This window comes from Pseudomonas sp. HS6-2, assembly GCF_049325675.2.
GTDB classification, from domain to species: Bacteria; Pseudomonadota; Gammaproteobacteria; order Pseudomonadales; family Pseudomonadaceae; genus Aquipseudomonas; species Aquipseudomonas putida_N.
Genome location: NZ_CM143906.1, coordinates 6239627 through 6258620, shown reverse-complemented (window position 1 = coordinate 6258620; position 18994 = coordinate 6239627). Strand labels below are relative to the sequence as shown.

20 protein-coding genes are annotated in these 18994 nt (G+C 58.9%); all 20 read left to right on the top strand.

Going from position 1 to position 18994, the window contains the following annotated elements; translation table 11 throughout:
• The first annotated feature begins 583 nt into the window (after positions 1–583).
• The 20 genes from rpmH (at position 584) to ACOKS3_RS29245 (ending at position 18993) form a co-directional block, all read left to right on the top strand.
• On the top strand, positions 584–718 hold the full coding sequence (gene rpmH / locus ACOKS3_RS29340) for a 50S ribosomal protein L34 (protein ID WP_003253163.1): 135 nt from the start codon (positions 584–586) through the stop codon (positions 716–718).
• 13 nt (positions 719–731) lie between these two features.
• A complete protein-coding gene (gene rnpA / locus ACOKS3_RS29335; protein ID WP_082433472.1) occupies positions 732–1136 on the top strand; it encodes a ribonuclease P protein component in 405 nt (134 codons plus the stop codon).
• Positions 1129–1374 carry a membrane protein insertion efficiency factor YidD gene (gene yidD, locus ACOKS3_RS29330; protein ID WP_079230263.1) on the top strand — a complete coding sequence of 82 codons (246 nt, stop codon included), beginning with the start codon at positions 1129–1131 and terminating at the stop codon, positions 1372–1374. Before rnpA ends, yidD begins: the two co-directional genes overlap by 8 nt.
• A 2-nt stretch (positions 1375–1376) precedes the next feature.
• Entirely contained in the window at positions 1377–3053 is a 1677-nt protein-coding gene (gene yidC / locus ACOKS3_RS29325) for a membrane protein insertase YidC (protein ID WP_103448390.1), read from the top strand.
• Positions 3054–3139: 86 nt separating this feature from the next.
• Positions 3140–4510, top strand: a complete 1371-nt coding sequence (gene mnmE, locus ACOKS3_RS29320; protein ID WP_422763600.1) for a tRNA uridine-5-carboxymethylaminomethyl(34) synthesis GTPase MnmE — start codon at positions 3140–3142, stop codon at positions 4508–4510.
• Between the two features lie 558 nt (positions 4511–5068).
• Entirely contained in the window at positions 5069–6961 is a 1893-nt protein-coding gene (gene mnmG / locus ACOKS3_RS29315; RefSeq protein ID WP_294327051.1) for a tRNA uridine-5-carboxymethylaminomethyl(34) synthesis enzyme MnmG, read from the top strand.
• Complete coding sequence (gene rsmG / locus ACOKS3_RS29310; RefSeq protein WP_103448393.1) at positions 6958–7608, top strand: 16S rRNA (guanine(527)-N(7))-methyltransferase RsmG; 651 nt, start codon at positions 6958–6960, stop codon at positions 7606–7608. The genes mnmG and rsmG overlap by 4 nt, the downstream gene beginning before the upstream one ends.
• A gap of 18 nt (positions 7609–7626) precedes the next feature.
• Complete coding sequence (locus ACOKS3_RS29305; protein WP_060507762.1) at positions 7627–8418, top strand: ParA family protein; 792 nt, start codon at positions 7627–7629, stop codon at positions 8416–8418.
• Between the two features lie 9 nt (positions 8419–8427).
• Positions 8428–9300, top strand: a complete 873-nt coding sequence (locus tag ACOKS3_RS29300) for a ParB/RepB/Spo0J family partition protein (RefSeq protein WP_103448394.1) — start codon at positions 8428–8430, stop codon at positions 9298–9300.
• Positions 9301–9449: 149 nt separating this feature from the next.
• Positions 9450–9857 (top strand): F0F1 ATP synthase subunit I, encoded by a 408-nt coding sequence (locus tag ACOKS3_RS29295; RefSeq protein ID WP_008092225.1) that lies wholly within the window; start codon positions 9450–9452, stop codon positions 9855–9857.
• A 16-nt stretch (positions 9858–9873) separates the two neighbouring features.
• Positions 9874–10743 (top strand): F0F1 ATP synthase subunit A, encoded by an 870-nt coding sequence (gene atpB, locus ACOKS3_RS29290; RefSeq protein WP_103448395.1) that lies wholly within the window; start codon positions 9874–9876, stop codon positions 10741–10743.
• Positions 10744–10886: 143 nt separating this feature from the next.
• Entirely contained in the window at positions 10887–11144 is a 258-nt protein-coding gene (atpE, locus tag ACOKS3_RS29285; protein WP_003097235.1) for a F0F1 ATP synthase subunit C, read from the top strand.
• 57 nt (positions 11145–11201) lie between these two features.
• Positions 11202–11672, top strand: coding sequence for a F0F1 ATP synthase subunit B (locus ACOKS3_RS29280; RefSeq protein ID WP_027917106.1), 471 nt, complete (start codon positions 11202–11204; stop codon positions 11670–11672).
• 12 nt (positions 11673–11684) lie between these two features.
• Positions 11685–12221, top strand: a complete 537-nt coding sequence (locus ACOKS3_RS29275) for a F0F1 ATP synthase subunit delta (RefSeq protein ID WP_003253191.1) — start codon at positions 11685–11687, stop codon at positions 12219–12221.
• 21 nt (positions 12222–12242) lie between these two features.
• Positions 12243–13787: a F0F1 ATP synthase subunit alpha gene (atpA, locus tag ACOKS3_RS29270; protein ID WP_060507759.1), complete on the top strand. Its 1545-nt coding sequence runs from the start codon at positions 12243–12245 to the stop codon at positions 13785–13787.
• A 48-nt stretch (positions 13788–13835) separates the two neighbouring features.
• Positions 13836–14696 (top strand): F0F1 ATP synthase subunit gamma, encoded by an 861-nt coding sequence (atpG, locus tag ACOKS3_RS29265; protein ID WP_013974905.1) that lies wholly within the window; start codon positions 13836–13838, stop codon positions 14694–14696.
• Between the two features lie 27 nt (positions 14697–14723).
• A complete protein-coding gene (atpD, locus tag ACOKS3_RS29260; protein ID WP_008092236.1) occupies positions 14724–16100 on the top strand; it encodes a F0F1 ATP synthase subunit beta in 1377 nt (458 codons plus the stop codon).
• 44 nt (positions 16101–16144) lie between these two features.
• Positions 16145–16564: a F0F1 ATP synthase subunit epsilon gene (locus ACOKS3_RS29255; RefSeq protein ID WP_103448396.1), complete on the top strand. Its 420-nt coding sequence runs from the start codon at positions 16145–16147 to the stop codon at positions 16562–16564.
• A gap of 120 nt (positions 16565–16684) precedes the next feature.
• A complete protein-coding gene (glmU, locus tag ACOKS3_RS29250) occupies positions 16685–18052 on the top strand; it encodes a bifunctional UDP-N-acetylglucosamine diphosphorylase/glucosamine-1-phosphate N-acetyltransferase GlmU (protein ID WP_422763598.1) in 1368 nt (455 codons plus the stop codon).
• A 164-nt stretch (positions 18053–18216) separates the two neighbouring features.
• Positions 18217–18993: a DeoR/GlpR family DNA-binding transcription regulator gene (locus tag ACOKS3_RS29245; RefSeq protein WP_054884856.1), complete on the top strand. Its 777-nt coding sequence runs from the start codon at positions 18217–18219 to the stop codon at positions 18991–18993.
• Position 18994 lies beyond the last annotated feature (1 nt).

Sequence of the window (18994 nt, the reverse complement as noted above, 5' to 3'; positions counted from 1 at the left end):
GGATATCCCCTGAGTTGAAAGCCGGATGAGGCAAAAACAAACCGCCATTGTACCGGTCGAGCGATCAGTTATCCACATGTGGAAACATTCTGAGCCATGACAAAACAGCCATTTAGCGGCAAAAACGTCTTCCAACCTCTGTGAATAAGGTCTGTGGATAACCGACCATAAGGGCTATGCACAACCCTGGACCCAACCCTGTTGATAACTCACCTGTGGATAAAGAGCCTTTCTATCCACAGGCTTTCCGCACGTCCGACACAAGCGCAGCACCTGTTACCGACAAGGTTTTAAATCTCTGTACATCGCGAAATTCATAGGCTGCATGATGTTATCCACAGAAAGTTATCCACCTAAGAGTTATAAGTTCTTCAGAAAAGCTTTTTATATGTCTCTTCTTTTTTATCATTTTGTCGTCCGCCTGCCTGCCTGATCAACCCACCCTGGCATCCAGCGGTCAGGGCGCGTTCTATAAGGAAAGGCTGGTTGGAAATTGACCTATGGGCTTGCTTTCTCTAGAATCGCCGATCTCTTAAAAAGGGGGCCATTCCGGCCCGTAGTCGACAAACCAGGTAACAACGCCATGAAACGTACTTTCCAACCAAGCACCATCAAGCGCGCTCGCACCCACGGCTTCCGTGCCCGTATGGCTACCAAGAACGGCCGCGCTGTTCTGTCGCGTCGTCGTGCCAAAGGCCGTAAGCGTCTGGCCATTTGATTTTTCGGCACAGGTGGTGAGTCAGGACTTCAGTCGGGAAAAGCGACTGCTTACACCCCGGCACTTCAAAGCGGTCTTCGACTCCCCAACCGGCAAGGTTCCAGGGAAAAACCTGCTGATCCTTGCTCGCGAGAACGGCCTGGATCACCCGCGCCTCGGCCTGGTGATCGGCAAGAAGAGCGTCAAGCTCGCCGTTCAACGCAACCGCCTCAAGCGCTTGATGCGCGATTCCTTCCGGCTCAACCAGCAATTGCTGGGTGGCCTGGATATAGTGATCGTCGCGCGCAAGGGATTGGGTGAGATAGAAAACCCGGAATTGCACCAACACTTTGGCAAGCTCTGGAAACGCCTGGCGCGCAGCCGGCCAACTCCAGCGGCAAACGCCGATTCCGCAGGGGTAGACAGTCAAAATGCGTAAACTGGCCCTCGTTCCGATCCAGTTTTACCGTTACGCCATCAGTCCCCTGATGGCCAACCACTGTCGTTTCTACCCCAGTTGCTCCTGTTACGCTCTTGAAGCCATTGAGAACCATGGCCTCTTGCGTGGCGGGTGGCTAGCCGTTCGTCGCCTGGGGCGTTGTCATCCGTGGAACGACGGCGGTTTCGATCCCGTTCCCCCCGCTCCTTCCTCCCGAACTTCTTCGATAGCCGAGTAATCATGGATATTAAACGCACGATCCTGATCGTCGCCCTGGCAATCGTGTCCTACGTCATGGTCCTCAAGTGGAACGAGGACTACGGCCAGGCTGCCCTGCCGACTCAGAATACTGCTGCCAGCACTGTCGCTCCGGCCTTGCCGGATGGTGTGCCGGCCGGTACCGCCAGCGCCGATGTGCCGAGCGCCAATGCCGAATCCAGCCCTGCCGAACTGGCTCCGGCCGCGGTCAGCAAGGATCTGATCCGGATCAAGACCGATGTCCTGGAACTGGCTATCGATCCGGTCGGTGGTGACATCGTCCAGCTGAACCTGCCGAAATACCCACGCCGTCAGGACCATCCGGACATTCCGTTCCAGTTGTTCGACAACGGTGGCGAGCGTATCTACCTGGCACAGAGCGGCCTGACCGGCGCCAACGGCCCGGATGCCCGTTCGTCGGGTCGTCCGCTGTACGCTGCCGAGCAGAAGAGCTACCAGCTGGCTGATGGCCAGGACCAACTGGTCGTCGACCTGAAGTTCAGCGACAACGGCGTCAACTACATCAAGCGCTTCAGCTTCAAGCGCGGTGAATACGACCTGACCGTCAGCTACCTGATCGACAACCAGAGCGGCCAGGCCTGGAACGGCAACATGTTTGCCCAGCTCAAGCGTGACGCCAGTTCCGATCCATCGTCGAGCACCGCCACCGGCACCGCGACCTACCTGGGCGCCGCTATGTGGACGGCTTCCGAGCCTTACAAAAAGGTCTCGATGAAGGATATCGACAAAGGTAGTTTGAAAGAAAATGTGTCGGGCGGCTGGGTTGCCTGGCTGCAGCACTACTTCGTGACAGCCTGGATTCCGGCGAAGTCGGACAACAATGTTGTCCAGACGCGCAAGGACAGCCAGGGCAACTACATCATTGGCTACACCGGCCCGGCCCTCAGTGTTCCTGCTGGCGGCAAGGTCGAAACCAGCGCCATGCTGTATGCCGGTCCAAAGATCCAGTCCAAGCTGAAAGAGTTGTCCCCAGGCCTGGAACTGACCGTCGATTACGGCTTCCTGTGGTTTATCGCCCAGCCTATCTTCTGGCTGCTGCAACATATCCACAGCCTGTTGGGTAACTGGGGCTGGTCGATCATCGTGCTGACCATGCTCATCAAGGGCCTGTTCTTCCCACTGTCGGCTGCCAGCTACCGCTCAATGGCGCGCATGCGTGCCGTGGCACCGAAGCTCGCCGCACTGAAGGAACGCTTCGGTGACGATCGCCAGAAGATGTCCCAGGCGATGATGGAGCTGTACAAGAAAGAGAAGATCAACCCGCTGGGCGGCTGCTTGCCGATCCTGGTGCAGATGCCAGTGTTCCTGTCCCTCTACTGGGTACTGCTGGAAAGCGTCGAGATGCGCCAGGCCCCATGGATGCTGTGGATCACCGACCTGTCGATCAAGGATCCGTTCTTCATCCTGCCGATCATCATGGGCGCCACCATGTTCATCCAGCAGCGTCTGAACCCGACACCTCCGGATCCGATGCAGGCCAAGGTGATGAAAATGATGCCGATCATCTTCACCTTCTTCTTCCTGTGGTTCCCGGCTGGTCTCGTGCTGTACTGGGTTGTGAACAACTGCCTGTCGATCACTCAGCAGTGGTACATCACCCGCCGTATCGAAGCAGCCACCAAAAAAGCTGCTGCTTGACGGGCTACTGCGCTAGCCTGTGAATAAAAACGCCCCCTCGGGGGCGTTTTTGCTATCTGTCGTTTTTGTCGTAGAGGCTTTCGAGCATGAACACTGTGCGTGAAACCATCGCCGCCATCGCCACTGCCCAGGGCCGCGGAGGCGTCGGTATCGTGAGGTTGTCCGGCCCATTGGCGAGCAAGGCGGGGCAGCTGATTACCGGCCGAACGCTGGCGCCACGCCACGCCCACTACGGGCCATTCCGCGACGAGGAAGGCCTGGTGCTGGATGAAGGCATCGCGCTGTACTTCCCAGGTCCCAACTCGTTCACGGGTGAGGATGTACTCGAGCTGCAGGGGCATGGCGGCCCTGTGGTCCTGGATATGCTGCTGCAGCGGTGTGTACAACTGGGCTGCCGTCTGGCGCGTCCGGGCGAGTTCAGCGAGCGTGCTTTCCTCAACGACAAGCTCGACCTGGCCCAGGCCGAAGCCATTGCTGACCTGATTGAAGCAAGCTCCAGCCAGGCTGCGCGCAATGCCTTGCGCTCACTGCAGGGTGAGTTCTCCAAGCGTGTGCATAGCCTGACAGAGGCGTTGATTGCCCTGCGCATCTACGTCGAGGCTGCGATCGACTTTCCTGAAGAGGAAATCGACTTCATTGCCGATGGCCATGTGTTGTCGATGCTCGATGCGGTGCGCAGCGAGTTATCCACCGTGCAGCGCGAGGCCGGGCAGGGCGCCTTGCTGCGTGACGGCATGACAGTGGTCATCGCCGGCCGGCCAAATGCCGGCAAATCGAGCCTGCTGAACCAGCTGGCGGGGCGTGAGGCAGCTATCGTTACTGATATCGCCGGCACCACCCGGGACATCCTGCGCGAACATATTCACATCGACGGCATGCCACTGCATGTGGTCGATACAGCCGGCCTGCGGGATACCGACGACCATGTGGAAAAGATCGGCGTGGAACGCGCGCTAAAGGCCATTGGCGAGGCCGATAGAGTGCTGCTGGTGGTCGACTCCACCGCCCCCGAGGCCAGTGACCCGTTTGCCTTGTGGCCTGAGTTTCTCGACCAGCGGCCAGACCCGGGCAAGGTCACGCTGATTCGCAACAAGGCCGATCTCAGCGGTGAGCGGGTAGACCTGAAACAATGCGACGACGGTCACGTCACCATCACCCTGAGCGCCAAGGGTGACGACCAGGGGCTGCAACTGCTGCGTGATCATCTCAAGGCCTGCATGGGTTATGAACAGACCGCCGAGAGCGGTTTCAGCGCCCGCCGGCGCCACCTCGATGCCTTGCGCCAGGCCAGTTCGCACCTGGAGCATGGTCGCGCACAGTTGACCCTGGCTGGCGCGGGTGAACTGCTGGCCGAGGACTTGCGTCAGGCGCAGCAGGCGCTCGGTGAGATCACCGGTGCGTTCAGTTCCGATGATCTGCTGGGGCGGATCTTCTCCAGTTTCTGCATCGGCAAGTAATCCACAGCTAGCTAAAACCTAGGCCGCTCCTCCGGGAGCGGCTTTTTTTTGCCTGCAATTTATCCACTCGTCGGATCTTTCAAATACCACCCCACCCCTGTCGGAGCGGCTTTAGGCCGCGAAGAGGCCCGTTCAGGCATAGGGAAATCTATCCACAAATACAAATACCCTGCTCAGGAGCCCTGTGGAAAACCCGCCTTCAGCTCCGTTGATAAGCAGGCTTTTTTTCTGAGGACAAATCCTCCTGTGGGTAAACAGGCATTTAATCCACAGGCTAAAGGACGTTATCCATAACCCTCATGGTGGGTAAGCCACAGGGTTCAATTTCTCTGTACACCATGTATATATTGGCCTACAGAATCTTATCCACAGAGAAGGCTGTGCATAAGAATAAACATAAAAACAAAGCTTTTTTAAATTTCTCTTCTTTGATTCTGTTGTCTGCCACTCATCCACAGACTGGTCAAAATTTGCTCAGACGGTTCCTTTAGAGGGGGTGAAGTCCCTATACTTGTCGGCTTACCTTCTCTATTCGCAAAAACAGGCACGAGGTGCGTGGTGGATTTCCCTTCCCGTTTTGAAGTGATCGTCATCGGCGGCGGCCATGCCGGTACCGAGGCTGCGCTTGCGTCAGCACGCATGGGTGTGAAAACCCTGCTGTTGACCCATAACGTGGAAACCCTCGGTCACATGAGCTGCAACCCCGCCATTGGTGGCATCGGCAAAAGCCATCTGGTCAAAGAGATCGATGCACTCGGCGGCGCCATGGCGCTGGCCACCGACAAGAGCGGCATCCAGTTCCGCATCCTGAACAACCGCAAGGGCCCGGCCGTACGCGCCACCCGTGCGCAAGCCGACCGCGCCATCTACAAGGCGGTGGTACGCGAGATCCTGGAAAACCAGCCGAACCTGTGGATATTCCAGCAGTCCTGCGACGACCTGATCGTCGAACAGGACCAGGTCAAAGGTGTGGTGACCCAGATGGGTCTGCGCTTCTTCGCCGAATCCGTGGTGCTGACCACCGGTACGTTCCTTGGTGGCCTTATCCACATCGGTCTGCAGAACCATTCCGGTGGTCGCGCCGGTGATCCGCCTTCGATCGCTTTGGCTCACCGCATGCGTGAACTGCCGCTGCGCGTCGGCCGCCTGAAGACCGGTACTCCACCGCGTATCGATGGGCGTTCCGTAGACTTTTCGGTCATGACCGAGCAGCCAGGCGACACTCCGATCCCGGTGATGTCGTTCATGGGCAATGCTGAGATGCACCCGCGCCAGGTGAGCTGCTGGATTACTCACACCAACGCCCGCACCCACGAGATCATTGCCTCGAATCTTGACCGTTCGCCGATGTACTCGGGTGTGATCGAAGGTGTCGGCCCGCGCTATTGCCCGTCGATCGAAGACAAGATCCACCGCTTCGCCGACAAGGAAAGCCACCAGGTGTTCATCGAGCCGGAAGGCCTGACCACCCACGAGCTGTATCCCAACGGTATTTCCACTTCGCTGCCATTCGATGTGCAGCTGGAGCTGGTGCGCTCGATCCGCGGCATGGAAAACGCCCATATCGTCCGCCCGGGCTACGCCATCGAGTACGACTATTTCGACCCGCGTGACCTGAAGTACAGCCTCGAGACCAAAGTCATCGGTGGCCTGTTCTTCGCCGGCCAGATCAACGGCACCACCGGCTACGAAGAAGCCGGCGCCCAGGGCCTGCTGGCCGGGACCAACGCCGCGCTGCGTGCGCAAGGCCGCGAAAGCTGGTGCCCGCGCCGCGACGAGGCGTACATCGGCGTACTGGTCGACGACCTGATTACCCTGGGTACCCAGGAGCCGTATCGCATGTTCACTTCGCGCGCCGAATACCGGCTGATCCTGCGTGAAGACAACGCCGACCTGCGCCTGACCGAGAAAGGTCGCGAGCTCGGCCTGATCGATGACGATCGCTGGGCAGCGTTCTGTGCCAAGCGCGACGGCATCGAGCGGGAAGAGCAGCGCCTGAAGTCGACCTGGGTGCGCCCAAACACCGAGCAAGGCCAAGCCATTGTGGATAAGTTTGGTACGCCGCTGGCCCACGAGTACAGCCTGCTCAACCTGCTGGCCCGTCCAGAGATCGACTATGCCGGGCTGATCGAAGCGACCGGCGGTGCAGAAATCGATCCACAGGTTGCCGAACAGGTCGAGATCAAGACCAAGTACGCCGGTTACATCGACCGCCAGCAGGACGAGATCGCCCGCCTGCGCGCCAGCGAAGACACGCGCCTGCCTGTGGATATCGACTACACCACGATTTCCGGGCTGTCGAAGGAAATCCAGGGCAAGCTCGGCCAGACCCGTCCGGAGACCCTGGGCCAGGCTTCGCGTATCCCCGGCGTTACTCCGGCGGCGATTTCCCTGTTGCTGATTCATCTGAAAAAACGCGGCGCTGGCCGCGAATTGGAGCAAAGCGCTTGAGTTCCCTGGTCACCCCGCAACACGCCGACGAGTTGTCCACAGGTGCGCGCCAGCTTGATGTCGAGCTGAGCGCCGAGCAGCACGAAAAGCTGCTGGGCTACCTGGCCCTGTTGATCAAATGGAACAAAGCCTACAACCTCACTGCCGTGCGCGACCCGGATGAGATGGTTTCCCGCCATCTGCTCGACAGCCTCAGTGTCATGTCGTTTATCCACAGCGAGCGTGACAACTGGCTGGATGTTGGCAGCGGCGGTGGTATGCCTGGGATTCCTTTGGCTATCCTGCATCCGCACAAGCAGGTGACGGTGCTGGACGCCAACGGCAAGAAGACGCGCTTCCTGACCCAGGTGAAGATGGAGCTGAAACTGGACAACCTCACGGTTATCCACAGCCGGGTCGAAGCCTTCCAGCCGTCGCTACCGTTCAGCGGCATCATCTCCCGCGCCTTCAGCAGCATGGAGAACTTCACCAACTGGACCCGCCATCTGGGCGACACCGGGACGCAATGGCTTGCAATGAAGGGGCTGCATCCTGCCGATGAACTGGTAGCATTGCCCGCAGACTTCACAGTGGAAAGCGAGCAGGCCCTGACCGTTCCAGGTTGCCAGGGCCAGCGCCATCTGCTGATACTGCGCCGCAAGGCTTGATTGGGAACACACGCAACAATGGCTAAGGTATTCGCAATCGCGAACCAGAAAGGTGGTGTCGGCAAGACCACCACCTGTATCAACCTCGCAGCATCGCTGGCCGCGACCAAGCGTCGTGTGCTGCTGATCGACCTCGATCCGCAGGGCAACGCGACCATGGGCAGCGGTGTGGACAAACACGAACTCGAGCATTCGGTCTATGACCTGCTGATCGGGGAATGCGACCTTGCCCAGGCCATGCACTATTCCGAGCATGGCGCCTACCAGCTGCTGCCGGCCAACCGCGACCTGACCGCCGCGGAAGTGGTGCTGCTGGAAATGCAGGTCAAGGAAAGCCGCCTGCGCAACGCGCTGGCGCCGATCCGCGAAAACTACGATTTCATCCTCATCGACTGCCCGCCGTCGCTGTCGATGCTGACGCTCAACGCCTTGGTCGCTTCCGATGGCGTAATTATCCCGATGCAGTGCGAGTACTACGCACTGGAAGGTCTCAGCGACCTTGTGGATAACATCAAGCGCATCGCAGCGCGGTTGAACCCGCAGCTGAAGATCGAAGGCCTGCTGCGGACCATGTACGATCCGCGCCTGAGCCTGAACAACGATGTGTCGGCGCAGCTCAAGGAACACTTCGGCGAGCAACTGTACGACACGGTCATTCCGCGCAACATCCGCCTGGCCGAGGCCCCGAGCTTCGGCATGCCGGCGCTGGCGTACGACAAGCAATCGCGTGGCGCACTGGCCTATCTGGCCCTGGCCGGGGAACTGGTACGCCGTCAACGCCGTCAATCTCGCACTGCACAAACAACTTAAGGAATCCGCATGGCCGTTAAGAAACGGGGTCTCGGACGTGGGTTGGATGCACTGCTCAGTGGTCCTTCCGTCAGCGCGCTCGAAGAGCAGGCTGTGAAGATCGACCAGAAAGAACTGCAACATCTGCCCGTTGAACTGATCCAGCGCGGCAAGTACCAGCCGCGCCGCGACATGGACCCCGAGGCACTGGAAGAACTCGCGCACTCGATCCGCAACCACGGTGTGATGCAGCCGATCGTGGTTCGTCCGATCGACGGTAGCCGCTACGAGATCATTGCTGGTGAGCGCCGCTGGCGCGCCACCCAGCAGGCCGGTCTCGACACCATCCCGGCGATGGTGCGCGAAGTGCCGGATGAAGCCGCCATCGCCATGGCGCTGATCGAGAACATTCAGCGCGAAGACCTCAACCCGCTGGAAGAAGCCCTGGCCCTGCAGCGCCTGCAGCAGGAGTTCGAGCTGACCCAGCAACAGGTGGCCGATGCCGTGGGCAAGTCGCGGGTAACCGTGGCCAACCTGCTGCGCCTGATCTCGCTGCCCGAGGCGATCAAGACCATGCTCGCCCACGGCGACCTGGAGATGGGCCACGCCCGTGCCTTGCTCGGCCTCGAGGAAGATCGTCAGGAAGAGGGGGCGCGTCATGTTGTCGCACGTGGCCTCACCGTGCGCCAAACCGAGGCGCTGGTCCGTCAGTGGCTCAATGGCAAGCCTGATCCGATCGAACCGAGCAAGCCTGATCCGGACATCGCGCGCCTTGAACAGCGGCTCGCAGAGCGCCTGGGCTCTGCCGTGCAGATACGCCACGGTAACAAGGGCAAAGGCCAATTGGTTATTCGCTACAACTCGCTTGACGAGTTGCAAGGCGTGCTTGCTCACATCCGTTGAAACAATTCCCGTTGTAGCGCGCAGTCGGAAATCACTACCGAAGAGTTGAATAGGGGTTAATCCACCCCTATACTCTGCGCGCATTTTGTCGGCACAAATTATGCCAAGTCATAGCTGACTTGTTGGTCGACTTCCGAGGAGCAGTTGTGATGGAAATCCGCACGCCAAACCGCCTGCCTTTCCATCGCTGGGCGGTTTTTCCGGTACTGCTGGCTCAATTCGTCGTACTACTGCTGGCAACTTTGGTGTTGTGGCAGTGGAAAGGGGCGGTCAGTGGATATTCAGGCCTTTGCGGAGGTTTGATTGCCTGGCTGCCCAATGTGTATTTCGCCTGGAAGGCTTTTCGCTTCAGCGGAGCTCGGGCGGCACAAGCTATCGTCAAGTCGTTTTACGCGGGCGAAGCAGGCAAGATGATTTTGACGGCAGTGCTTTTTGCACTGACCTTCGCAGGAGTGAAGCCACTGGCGCCGTTAGCAGTATTCGGCGTCTTCGTGTTGACCCTTTTGGTCAGCTGGTTCGCGCCCCTGCTGATGAATAAAAGACTTTCGAGACCTTAGGGCGTTTGAGGCAACCATGGCAGCAGAAACCGCTTCGGGCTATATCCAGCACCACTTGCAGAACCTGACCTACGGTCAACTACCAGACGGCAGCTGGGGCTTTGCCCATTCGGCTGCAGAAGCCAAGGCAATGGGCTTCTGGGCGTTCCACCTGGACACCCTGGGTTGGTCCGTCGCGCTGGGTCTGATCTTCCTGTTCATCTTCCGCATGGCGGCCAAGAAGGCGACTTCCGGCCAACCTGGCGGCCTGCAGAACTTCGTTGAAGTGATGGTGGACTTCGTCCACGGCAGCGTGAAGGACTCCTTCCACGGCCGTAGCCCGGTCATCGCTCCGCTGGCACTGACCATCTTCGTCTGGGTGTTCCTGATGAACGCCATCGACCTGGTACCGGTCGACTGGATTCCTCAGCTGGCCATGCTGATCTCCGGTGATCCGCACATTCCGTTCCGCGCCGTGTCGACCACCGACCCGAACGCGACCCTGGCCATGGCCTTCAGCGTGTTCGCCCTGATCATCTTCTACAGCATCAAGGTCAAGGGCCTGGGCGGCTTCATCGGTGAGCTCACCCTGCATCCGTTCGGCAGCAAGAACATCTTCGTTCAGATTCTGCTGATCCCGGTGAACTTCCTGCTGGAATTCGTCACCCTGATCGCCAAGCCGATCTCCCTGGCACTGCGTCTTTTCGGCAACATGTACGCCGGCGAGCTGGTGTTCATCCTGATCGCCGTGATGTTCGGCGCCGGCATCCTCTGGCTGAGCGGCCTGGGTATCGTGCTGCAGTGGGCGTGGGCTGTGTTCCACATCCTGATCATCACGCTGCAAGCTTTCATCTTCATGATGCTGACCATCGTCTACCTGTCGATGGCTCATGAAGATAACCATTAAGACCGCCTGGCGTGTCTTGTAGCCTTCCCCGCTCGTTTGGGGGGAGGGCTTTAAAAGTCCGCAAGGGCAGCTGTACCAAACGATTTGTTTTACCGCTTCAACTTAAAAACCTAACCAATACGACGTAAAAGTCGGGAGGAAAGATGGAAACTGTAGTTGGTCTGACCGCTATCGCTGTTGCTCTGCTGATCGGCCTGGGTGCTCTGGGTACCGCCATTGGTTTCGGCCTGCTGGGCGGCAAATTCCTGGAAGGCGCTGCTCGTCAACCAGAAATGGTTCCGATGCTGCAGGTGAAAATGTTCATCGTTGCCGGTCTGCTCGACGCCGTAACCATGATCGGTGTTGGTATCGCTCTGTTCTTCACCTTCGCGAATCCGTTCGTTGGTCAGATCGCCGGCTAATCACTCGTAACCACGAGTTGATGGCTGTGATGAATTAAGACCGAGCGAGGTGTTGGCGTGAACATTAATGCAACCCTGATTGGCCAATCCGTTGCCTTCCTGATTTTTGTACTCTTCTGCATGAAGTACGTATGGCCTCCGGTCATCACTGCTCTGCAAGAGCGTCAAAAGAAGATTGCCGACGGCTTGGACGCTGCCAACCGCGCAGCTCGCGACCTGGAGCTGGCCCAAGAGAAAGTGGGTCAGCAACTGCGTGAAGCTAAAGCACAGGCAGCCGAAATCATTGAGCAAAGCAAGAAACGCGCTGCTCAGCTTGTCGAGGAAGCCCGTGACCAGGCCCGCGTCGAAGCTGACCGTGTGAAGGCTCAGGCTCTGGCCGAGATCGAACAGGAACTGAACAGCGCTAAAGACGCCCTGCGTGCCCAAGTGGGTGCCCTGGCTGTTGGCGGTGCTGAAAAGATCCTTGGCGCCACAATCGATCAAAACGCGCATGCGGAGCTGGTTAACAAACTGGCCGCTGAAATTTAAGCGAGGGCGATCATGGCAGAACTGACCACGTTGGCCCGACCTTACGCTAAGGCTGCCTTTGAGCATGCCCAGGCCCATCAGCAACTGGCCAATTGGTCAGCCATGCTCGGCCTGGCTGCTGCGGTGTCGCAAGACGACACCATGCAGCGCCTGCTCAAGGCCCCGCGACTGACGAGCGCAGAAAAGGCCGCCACGTTCATTGACGTGTGCGGTGACAAGTTCAATGCACAGGCACAGAATTTCATTCATGTTGCCGCGGAAAACGACCGTCTCCTGCTTCTGCCGGAGATTGCCGCCCTGTTCGACCTGTACAAGGCCGAGCAAGAGAAATCCGTGGACGTGGAAGTCACCAGTGCCTTCGCGTTGAACCAAGAACAGCAAGACAAACTCGCCAAGGTTCTCAGTGCACGGCTAGGCCAGGAAGTTCGCCTGCACGCGTCGGAGGATGCCAGCCTGATTGGCGGCGTCGTCATCCGCGCTGGTGACCTGGTAATCGATGGCTCTGTTCGCGGCAAGATCGCGAAACTGGCCGAAGCATTGAAATCTTGAGTTTGAAGGGGCAGCAGAGCAATGCAGCAACTCAATCCTTCCGAAATTAGTGAAATCATCAAGGGCCGCATCGACAACCTCGATGTGAGCTCCCAAGCCCGTAACGAAGGTACCGTTGTTTCGGTATCCGACGGTATCGTGCGGATCCACGGTCTGGCCGACGTCATGTACGGCGAAATGATCGAGTTCCCTGGCAGCGTATTCGGCATGGCCCTGAACCTGGAGCAAGACTCCGTAGGTGCAGTGATCCTGGGTGCCTATGACACCCTCGCCGAAGGCATGAGCGCCAAGTGCACCGGCCGCATCCTGGAAGTTCCGGTTGGTAAGGAACTGCTGGGTCGCGTCGTTGACGCACTGGGCAACCCGATCGACGGCAAAGGTCCTCTGGGCAACACTCAGACCGACGCGGTCGAGAAAGTCGCTCCAGGCGTGATCTGGCGTAAGTCGGTAGACCAGCCTGTACAGACTGGTTACAAGTCCGTCGACGCCATGATCCCTGTCGGCCGTGGCCAGCGCGAGCTGATCATCGGTGACCGTCAGATCGGCAAGACCGCCATGGCCATCGACGCCATCATCAACCAGAAAGACTCCGGTATTTTCTGTGTTTATGTTGCTGTCGGCCAGAAGCGTTCCACCGTTGCCAACATCGTTCGCAAGCTGGAAGAAGCCGGCGCCCTGGCCAACACCATCGTGGTCGTTGCCAGTGCTTCGGAATCCGCCGCACTGCAGTTCCTGGCGCCATACGCCGGCTGCACCATGGGCGAGTTCTTCCGTGACCGCGGTGAAGACGCCCTGATCGTTTACGATGACCTGTCCAAGCAGGCCGTTGCTTACCGTCAGATCTCCCTGCTGCTGCGCCGTCCACCAGGACGTGAAGCGTACCCAGGCGACGTGTTCTATCTCCACTCCCGTCTGCTGGAGCGTGCATCGCGCGTTTCGGAAGAGTACGTCGAGAAGTTCACCAACGGCGCAGTCACTGGCAAGACCGGTTCCCTGACCGCCCTGCCAATCATCGAAACCCAGGCTGGCGACGTTTCTGCGTTCGTTCCGACCAACGTGATCTCCATCACCGACGGTCAGATCTTCCTGGAATCGGCCATGTTCAACTCGGGCATCCGCCCTGCAGTGAACGCCGGTGTTTCGGTATCCCGCGTAGGTGGTGCCGCTCAGACCAAGATCATCAAGAAGCTGTCCGGTGGTATTCGTACCGCTCTGGCTCAGTACCGTGAACTGGCTGCATTCGCCCAGTTCGCTTCCGATCTGGACGAAGCGACCCGCAAGCAGCTGGAGCATGGTCAGCGCGTTACCGAGCTGATGAAGCAGAAGCAGTACGCGCCAATGTCCATCGCGGACATGGCTCTGTCGCTGTACGCCGCTGAGCGTGGTTTCCTGACTGACGTAGAAGTCTCCAAGGTCGGTAGCTTCGAGCAAGCACTGATCGCCTACTTCAACCGTGATCACGCCGAACTGATGGCGAAGATCAACGTGAAGGGTGACTTCAACGACGAAATCGACGCTGGCATGAAAGCCGGTCTCGAGAAGTTCAAGGCCACCCAGACCTGGTAAGCCGCAGCGGGGGCCCAGGCCCCCGCTTGCTAACCTGATAGGTGATACATGGCAGGCGCAAAAGAGATTCGCAGTAAGATTGCGAGCATCAAAAGCACGCAAAAAATTACCAGCGCCATGGAGAAAGTGGCGGTCAGCAAGATGCGCAAGGCACAAATGCGCATGGCTGCTAGCCGTCCTTACGCGGAGCGTATCCGCCAGGTGATCGGTCATCTGGCCAACGCCAACCCGGAATACCGCCACCCGTTCATGATCGAGCGCCCTGTAAAGCGCGCCGGTTATATCGTGGTGAGCAGTGACCGTGGTCTGTGCGGTGGCTTGAACACCAACCTGTTCAAGGCCCTGGTCAAGGACATGAACGAAAACCGCGAACAGGGCGTTGAAATCGACCTGTGCGTGATCGGCAGCAAGGGTGCGACTTTCTTCCGCATCTTTGGCGGCAACGTCGTAGCTGCGATCAGCCACCTGGGCGAAGAGCCATCGATCAACGATCTGATCGGCTCCGTCAAAGTGATGCTGGACGCCTACCTGGACGGCCGTATCGATCGCCTCTCGGTGGTTTCGAACAAGTTCATCAACACCATGACCCAAAAACCGACGGTCGAGCAATTGGTACCGTTGGTGGCAACCCCGGATCAGGATCTCAAGCATCACTGGGATTACCTGTACGAACCCGACGCAAAAGAGCTGCTGGACGGCTTGATGGTGCGTTACGTGGAGTCGCAGGTATACCAGGCGGTGGTCGAGAACAACGCTGCTGAACAGGCAGCCCGGATGATCGCCATGAAGAACGCCACAGACAACGCCGGTGATTTGATCAAAGAGCTTCAGTTGATCTACAACAAGGCGCGTCAGGCTGCGATCACCCAGGAGATCTCGGAAATCGTCGGCGGCGCTGCCGCGGTTTAACGGTTCAAAAATTCAGAGGATCCAGCTATGAGTAGCGGACGTATCGTTCAAATCATCGGCGCCGTCATCGACGTGGAATTCCCACGTGACGTCGTACCGAGTGTTTACAACGCGCTGAAAGTACAAGGCGCGGAAACCACCCTCGAAGTTCAGCAGCAGCTGGGCGACGGCGTGGTTCGTACCATTGCGATGGGCTCGACCGAAGGCCTGAAGCGCGGTCTGGATGTCGTTGACACCGGTGCTGCCATTTCCGTTCCAGTTGGTAAGGCCACTCTGGGCCGTATCATGGACGTACTGGGCAACCCGATCGACGAAGCCGGCCCGATCGGCGAAGAAGAGCGTCGCGGTATCCACCAGCCAGCGCCTTCGTTCGCTGACCAGGCAGGCGGCAACGACCTGCTGGAAACCGGCATCAAGGTTATCGACCTGGTTTGCCCGTTCGCCAAGGGTGGTAAAGTTGGTCTGTTCGGTGGTGCCGGTGTCGGCAAGACCGTAAACATGATGGAACTGATCCGTAACATCGCCATGGAACACAGCGGTTACTCCGTGTTCGCTGGTGTGGGTGAGCGTACTCGTGAGGGTAACGACTTCTACCACGAGATGAAGGATTCCAACGTTCTCGACAAGGTAGCGCTGGTCTACGGTCAGATGAACGAGCCACCAGGAAACCGTCTGCGCGTAGCGCTGACCGGCCTGACCATGGCTGAGAAGTTCCGTGACGAAGGTAACGACGTACTGCTGTTCGTCGACAACATCTATCGTTACACCCTGGCCGGTACCGAAGTATCCGCACTGCTGGGCCGTATGCCTTCGGCAGTAGGTTACCAGCCGACCCTGGCCGAAGAGATGGGCGTTCTGCAAGAGCGTATCACTTCGACCAAAGAAGGCTCGATCACCTCCGTACAGGCCGTATACGTACCTGCGGACGACCTGACCGACCCGTCGCCAGCGACCACCTTCGCCCACTTGGACGCCACCGTCGTTCTGTCCCGTGACATCGCCTCCCTGGGTATCTACCCAGCGGTCGACCCACTGGACTCGACTTCGCGCCAGCTGGACCCGAACGTGATCGGCAACGAACACTACGACACCGCTCGTGGCGTTCAGTATGTTCTGCAGCGCTACAAAGAGCTGAAGGACATCATCGCGATCCTGGGTATGGACGAACTGTCCGAAAGCGACAAGCAACTGGTAGCCCGCGCTCGTAAGATCCAGCGCTTCCTGTCGCAGCCGTTCTTCGTGGCCGAAGTCTTCACCGGTTCGCCAGGCAAGTACGTTTCCCTGAAAGACACCATCGCTGGCTTCAGCGGCATCCTCAAAGGTGACTACGACCACCTGCCAGAACAAGCGTTCTACATGGTCGGCAGCATCGACGAAGCGATCGAGAAAGCCAAGAAACTGTAATCCCGGCGCCCCGCAAGGGGCGCTAATCAGGTTGAGGCAAGCAGATGGCTATGACAGTCCATTGCGATATCGTCAGCGCGGAAGGGGAAATCTTCTCCGGCCTGGTCGAGATGGTAGTAGCGCACGGCAACCTGGGCGATCTTGGTATCGCTCCAGGCCACGCCCCGCTGATCACCAATCTCAAGCCGGGTCCGATCACGCTGACCAAGCAAGGTGGCGATCGTGAGGTGTTCTACATCTCCGGTGGCTTCCTCGAAGTGCAGCCGAACATGGTCAAGGTTCTTGCCGACACCGTACAGCGCGCTGCCGACCTGGACGAAGCTCAGGCTCAGGAAGCCCTCAAGGCTGCTGAGAACGCCCTGAATGCGAAAAGTGCGGACTTCGACTATGGTGCTGCTGCCGCACGCCTGGCCGAGGCTGCAGCTCAGCTGCGTACCGTCCAGCAAATGCGCAAGGGCAAGTAATCCGGTTCAGGCCGTATACTTCCGTTGCGATTGAGTTAAAGGGTAGCCTCGGCTACCCTTTTTCTTTTTCTGAATTCCCCTCTTCGGTCATCTCTGACCGCCTGGATTGGTAGCCAGTCAATGTCCCTTGATATCGTTATTCTCGCCGCCGGCCAAGGCACCCGCATGCGTTCGGCGCTGCCCAAGGTACTGCACCCGGTAGCCGGCAATTCCATGCTCGGCCACGTTATCCACAGCGCGCGCCAGCTTCAGCCCCAAGGCATCCACGTGGTCATCGGCCACGGTGCGGAGCTGGTACGTGAGCGCCTGGCAGCCGATGACCTGAATTTCGTCATGCAGGACAAGCAACTGGGCACCGGCCATGCCGTTGCGCAGGCATTGCCGGCGATCACCGCCGACACGGTGCTGGTGCTTTATGGCGATGTACCGCTGATCGAACTGGAAACCCTGCAGCGCCTGTTGGCCAAGGTCAGCGACACGCAACTGGGCCTGCTCACCGTGACCCTGCAGGACCCGACCGGCTATGGCCGCATCGTGCGTAATGGTGAAGGACAGGTGACCGCTATCGTCGAGCACAAGGACGCCAGCGAAGCACAGAAGGCGATCAAGGAAGGCAACACTGGCATCCTGGCCATGCCGGCCGCGCGCCTGGCTGACTGGATGGGTCGCCTGTCGAACAACAATGCTCAGGGCGAGTACTACCTCACTGACATCATCGCCATGGCGGTGGCCGACGGTCTGGTGGTTGCCACCGAACAGCCGCACGACCCGATGGAAGTGCAGGGCGCCAATGACCGTCGCCAGCTGTCGGAACTCGAGCGCCATTACCAGCTGCGCGAAGGCCGCCGGCTGATGGCCCAGGGTGTCACCTTGCGCGACCCTGCACGCTTCGATGTACGTGGCGAAGTGACCGTTGGTCGCGACGTGCTGATCGATATCAACGTGATCCTCGAAGGCAAGGTGGTCATCGAGGACGACGTGCAGATCGGCCCTAACTGCGTGATTAAAGACAGCACTTTGCGCAAGGGCGCGATCATCAAGGCCAACACTCACCTCGACGGCGCGGTGATGGGCGAGGGCAGCGATGCTGGCCCGTTCGCCCGCCTGCGTCCGGGCAGCGTGCTGGAAGCCAAGGCCCATGTGGGTAACTTCGTCGAACTGAAAAATGCCCACCTGGGTGAAGGGGCCAAGGCCGGTCACCTGACCTACCTGGGCGATGCCGAGATCGGTGCACGCACCAACATCGGTGCCGGTACCATCACCTGTAACTACGATGGTGCCAACAAGTTCAAGACCGTGATGGGGGAGGACGTGTTCATCGGCTCAAACAACTCCCTCGTGGCACCTGTGGAAATCAAGGCCGGTGCAACTACGGCAGCCGGTTCGACCATCACTCAGGCCGTCGAAGCCGGTGACCTTGCCGTGGCGCGTGCGCGTCAGCGCAACATCTCGGGCTGGAAGCGGCCGGAGAAGATCAAGAAAAGCTGAGTTATACACAGCCATTTCTATCGAAAGCCGACCTATGTGAATAAGTCGGCTTTTTTATTGGCCCAGGCGGCGAGTGGTCAGGAAAATTTATCCACACCTTGACGAACCGGTCATCTTAGGTTTTGATTGCAACCATTATCTTTCGAATCGAAACTTAACCGCCCATGTCGAAACGTAACACCCCCCAGCGGCGTCACAACATCCTGGCCCTGCTCAGCGAGCAAGGCGAAGTGAGCGTGGATGCCTTGGCCAAGCGTTTCGAAACGTCGGAAGTGACTATTCGCAAGGACCTTGCCGCGCTGGAGGCCAACGGCCTGCTGCTGCGCCGCTACGGCGGTGCGGTGCCAGTCCCGCAGGAGATGCTCAGCGAACCTGCGCAACCGGTCTCTGCCTACAAGAAGGCTATCGCCCGTGCAGCGGTTGGCCGTATCCGCGAGCATGCGCGGATCATCATCGACAGCGGCAGCACCACCGCCGCCATGATCCCGGAACTGGGCCGCCAGCCCGGCTTGGTGGTGATGACCAACTCGTTGAATGTGGCCCGCGCCATCAGCGAGATCGAGCACGAACCGGTGCTGCTGATGACCGGCGGTACATGGGACCCGCATTCGGAGTCGTTCCAGGGCCAGGTCGCCGAGCAGGTACTACGCTCTTACGATTTCGACCAGCTGTTCATTGGTGCCGATGGCATCGACCTGCAGCGCGGCACCACCACCTTCAATGAGCTCCTTGGCTTGAGCCGAGTGATGGCCGAGGTGGCCCGGGAAGTGATCGTGATGGTCGAGTCCGACAAGGTCGGGCGCAAGATCCCCAATCTCGAGCTGCCCTGGGGCAGCGTGCACACCCTTATTACAGACGAACGCCTGCCCGCAGCGGCACGCGAACAGATTCAAGCCCGCGGCATCAACCTGATCTGCGCCGCGATCAGCCAGGAGCAATAAC